The organism is Conchiformibius kuhniae DSM 17694 (assembly GCF_000428785.1).
GTDB lineage: Bacteria > Pseudomonadota > Gammaproteobacteria > Burkholderiales > Neisseriaceae > Conchiformibius > Conchiformibius kuhniae.
Genome location: NZ_AUAP01000045.1, coordinates 1 through 3897, shown reverse-complemented (window position 1 = coordinate 3897; position 3897 = coordinate 1). Strand labels below are relative to the sequence as shown.

The following is a 3897-nucleotide window of genomic DNA, read 5'->3' as shown; positions in this document are numbered from 1 at the left end:
GGCACGGGATTTGTCCGCGCCGCCGTCAATGCGGGTAACGGTGTGCGCTTGGGTGCGTGCGCCGTTGTTGTACACATACCAAGCAAGGGGCAGGGCGGGATTGCCCGTCCAGTTGTCAAAACCGGCATTGGGCAACAGGTTTGCCCCCGCCGCCCTGCCGAATGATGCCCGCAGTTCGCTGACGGCGGTGGCTGCTGCTTGGCGGTCATTGGCAAGGGTCTGCCGTAATTCGCCGATGCCGCTTTCCGCCGCGCCGATGCGCGACTTGGCGGTGTTCAGTTCGCGGGTGTGGGCTTCGTCTGCCGCCACCCGTGCGGTGCGTTCGGCTTCTACTGCCGCCGCAATCGGGGCGTGGCGCAGGGCAAACGCCGCCGTGTTGCGGTTTGTGCCGCCCGAAATCCGCACAAACGCCGCACCTGCGGGCGCAACCAGTGTTTGATGGACACTGTCGCCGCCAACAAGCCGTCCCGAAACAAACCCGCGTTGCGCGTTGTACCACGCCCAACGCAAGTTGTTGGCGGGGACGGCGGAGGTAAAGGCATAGGTTTTCCCTGCGGAAACGGGAACAAAATCCGTCAGCACATGACCCGACCAATTCAGGACATTGCCGTTGCTTTCGCTGATGTAATGCCCCGCTTGGGTGGCGGCAGTGTCAATCAGGTTGGTATCCGCGCCCAGTTTGGCACTTAAGCTCTCCAAACGGCCGGCGGTTGCGCCGTGTTGCGTGCTGACGGTTTGCTCGAGTGTGTTTACCCGCGCATTGGTCGCCGTGTTCAAACGGTTGGCTTCGGTGATGGCGGCTGTTTTTGCCGCATCGGCTTTTGCTTGTGCATCTGTCGCCGCTTCGCGTTTGACTGCCGCATCTTTCGCCGCCGCATCGGTAACCGCCGCCGCTTTTGCCGCATCGGCTTTGCGTTGGGCATCGCCCGATGCCGCCGCCGTTGCCGCAGCTTGGGCAGCGTTGGCTTTGGCGGTTGCCAAGCGTTCCGCCGCCTGTTCGGCGGCGCGTTGGGCGGCTGCGGCTTTGTTTTGCGCGTCTGCGGCGGCAGTTTGTACGGCTTGGCTTTTGGCGGTGTCGGTGTAGCTGCGCCATTCGCTTGCCAAACTTGTCCGCGCCAGTGCCGCCACTTCGGTTTTGTCCGCTTTGGTGGAGCGGATGCCGTCAATCGCGGTTTTGTTGCTGCCGATTTGCGACTTGGCGGCGGTGATTTCGGCGGTTTGGGCGGTGTCGGCGGCGGTGCGGGCTTCGCGTTCGGCGGTGATGGCGGCGGAGACGGCTGCCGTATCTGCCGCATGGTTGTGCCGTAAATGCACTTTGGCATCAGCAATCTGATAATTGCGCCCCATGCTGTTACGGATGCTCAAGCGCAAGGTTTGCGCTTCTGCAGGGGCTTGACGGTTGTCGGTACTGATGTTCGTTACCCAATCCGGGCGTATCAGACGACCGTCCGCGCCGTACCAGCTCCATTGCAGGCTGTACTCACCCCCAGCCAAAGTTAAGGTGTAATGTTTACCGCCGTTTATGGCAACAACGGCATCGCTGCGGATGCGCCAAAAATGCGGATAGCCGTCCACATCCACACCCGCACCGTTGATATTGCCCGCTTCCCAAATGTCTGCCGCCAACAGATTGTCGCGGGCATACAGCTCGGCAGCCGTACGGTCAATCCGCGCTGTCAGTTCTCTCGTTTCCCGTGCTGCGGCTTCACGGTTGTTCGCAACCGTGTTTTGCAGTTCATTGATGCGGGCGGCGGCGGCCGTATTGAGCCGTTGCGCTTCGCCGATGGCGGCGTTTTTGGCGGCTTCGGCTTTGCTTTGCGCGTCCGCAGCCGCTTCGCGTTTGATAACGGCATCTTTGGCAGCAGCGTCTGCGATGGCTTGGGCTTTGGCAGCGTTGGCTTTGGTCGCGGCATCACCCGATGCGGCGGCAATCGCTGCTTGTTTGGCGGCATCGGCTTTGGCTTGCGCGGCACGTTCGGCGGCGGCTTGGGCTTCTGCCGCTTTGGTTTGTGCGGTACGCTCCGCCGCCGTTTTTGCCGCGTCCGCTTTGCTTTGGGCATCGCGGGCGGCGGCTTGAAGCGTGGTTTGCATCTGCGCCGACACTTCGGATTTATCCGCTTTGGTGGTACGCATCTGTTCCAGCGCGGCGGACTGCTGCCCGATTTGGCTTTTCGCGGCCGTCAGTTCGGCGGTTTGGGCCGCATCGGTGGCGGCTTGGCTGCGTTTGTAGGCGGTCAGTTCGGCGGACACGGCGGCGGTGGCGGCATCGCCGTCTTCGGGCGCGGGTGTCCAATCCGTTGCCAGATTGCCCTGCTCAAACTTGACGTTGCCGATACAGATGTCAAAATCCCCCGCATCGCTGCCGCCCAGCATCAGCCGGAAACGCACCTTGTCCGCACCGTCCGCCGAAATAAAACCAAAGCTGATGCGTTGCGGTCTGTCGTTCAAATCAAAATAACGCCAAATCTGCGGGTTAAAGTTATTGCCCCACTGGTGCAATCCCACTACCGCGCCGCCCGAAGCGGCGTAAGCGTCAAATGACACGGTGTAAGGCGTATTCGGTGCAAAATGGCCGATAATCTGCGATACACCGCGATAACGCCCCGCACCGTTCGCGGTCAAATGCAACCACCGGCGACCGTGCGCGTTGATTACGCTGCGTTCGGAAACCGTACCCCAGTTATCCCAATGGCGCAGGGTCTCGGTAAAATTGCTGTTGCGGACATAGTTGCGCCCGCCGACACGGATATTGTCTAACCGCGCATTCAGGCTGCTTTGCGTTTCCGCCAGCGCACGCTGCTGCGTGGCGGTGGTCTGCCGCAATTCGCCGATGCCGCTTTCGGCCGCGCCCAGCCGCGCTTTGGCGGCGTTGATTTCACGTGTGTTCGCTTCATCGGCGGCGGCGCGGGTTTGCTGTTCGCGGGTCAAATCGGCGGCAACGGTTTGCGCGGCACGTTGGGCGGCTTCGGCAATGCGGCGCACGGCATCGGCTTTGGTCTGTGCATCGGCTGCCGCTTCGCGTTTCAACACCGCATCTTTTGCTGCCGCATCGGCAATGGCGGCGACTTTGGCGGCGTTGGCTTTAGCTTGGGCATCGGCGGCGGCGGCGGTTTGCGCGGCTTGTTTGGCGTGGTCTGCCTTGTTTTGGGCATCTCGGGCTGCCTGCTGCAAGACGGCGCGGTCTGCCGCTTCCGATTGCTGCCGTGCTGCCGCTTCGGCGGCGGACTTGGCGGCATCGGCTTTACGCTGTGCGTCTGCCGCCGCCGCTTCTTTGGCGGTGCGGATTTCGGCACTTGCTGCGGCTTGTGCGGCTGCCTGTGCGGCGGCGGCTTTGGCTTGGGCATCGCTTGCGGCGGCGCGTTCCGCCGCTTGGCGGGCGGCATCGGCTTTGGCCTGCGCGTCTTGGGCGGCTGCCTGCTGTGCTTGGGTTTTGGCGGTGTCAATATCGCGCTGCCATTCGGCGGACAGGGTCTGCCGCGCCAGTGCCGCCACTTGGTTTTTATCCGCTTTGGCTTCGCGGATGTCGGCAAGGGCGGCGGTGTGGCCGTCCACTTTGCCCGCCAACACTTGACGGGCTTGTGCTTCGGCGCGGTCGGCTTCGGCACGGGTGCGGGCTTCGGTTTGCAGGGCGGCTTCGGCGGTGTCCAAGCGGCTTTTGGCGGTGTTCACTTCGCGGGTGAGTGCGGTGTCGGCGGCGGTGCGGGCTTCGCGTTCGGCGGTGATGGCGGCGTTTGCGGCGGCAATCTCCGCGCCGGCATCGGCGGGTTTGTAGCCCGTCCACATCTCGCCTTTGGACGCATACGGCAGACAATATTCCACCGCTTCGCCCGTGTAGCTGCCGTCCACCGATACAAACATTTGGCTGTATGTGCCGCCATCTTGTACGGGTTTGCGGGC

General features: G+C 62.9%; 1 protein-coding gene. It reads right to left on the bottom strand.

Annotated features, from left to right (window positions below; all coding sequences use genetic code 11):
- Positions 1-3897: carbohydrate binding domain-containing protein (locus G392_RS13130; RefSeq protein ID WP_211224366.1), on the bottom strand; the 3897-nt coding region annotated here is incomplete at both ends.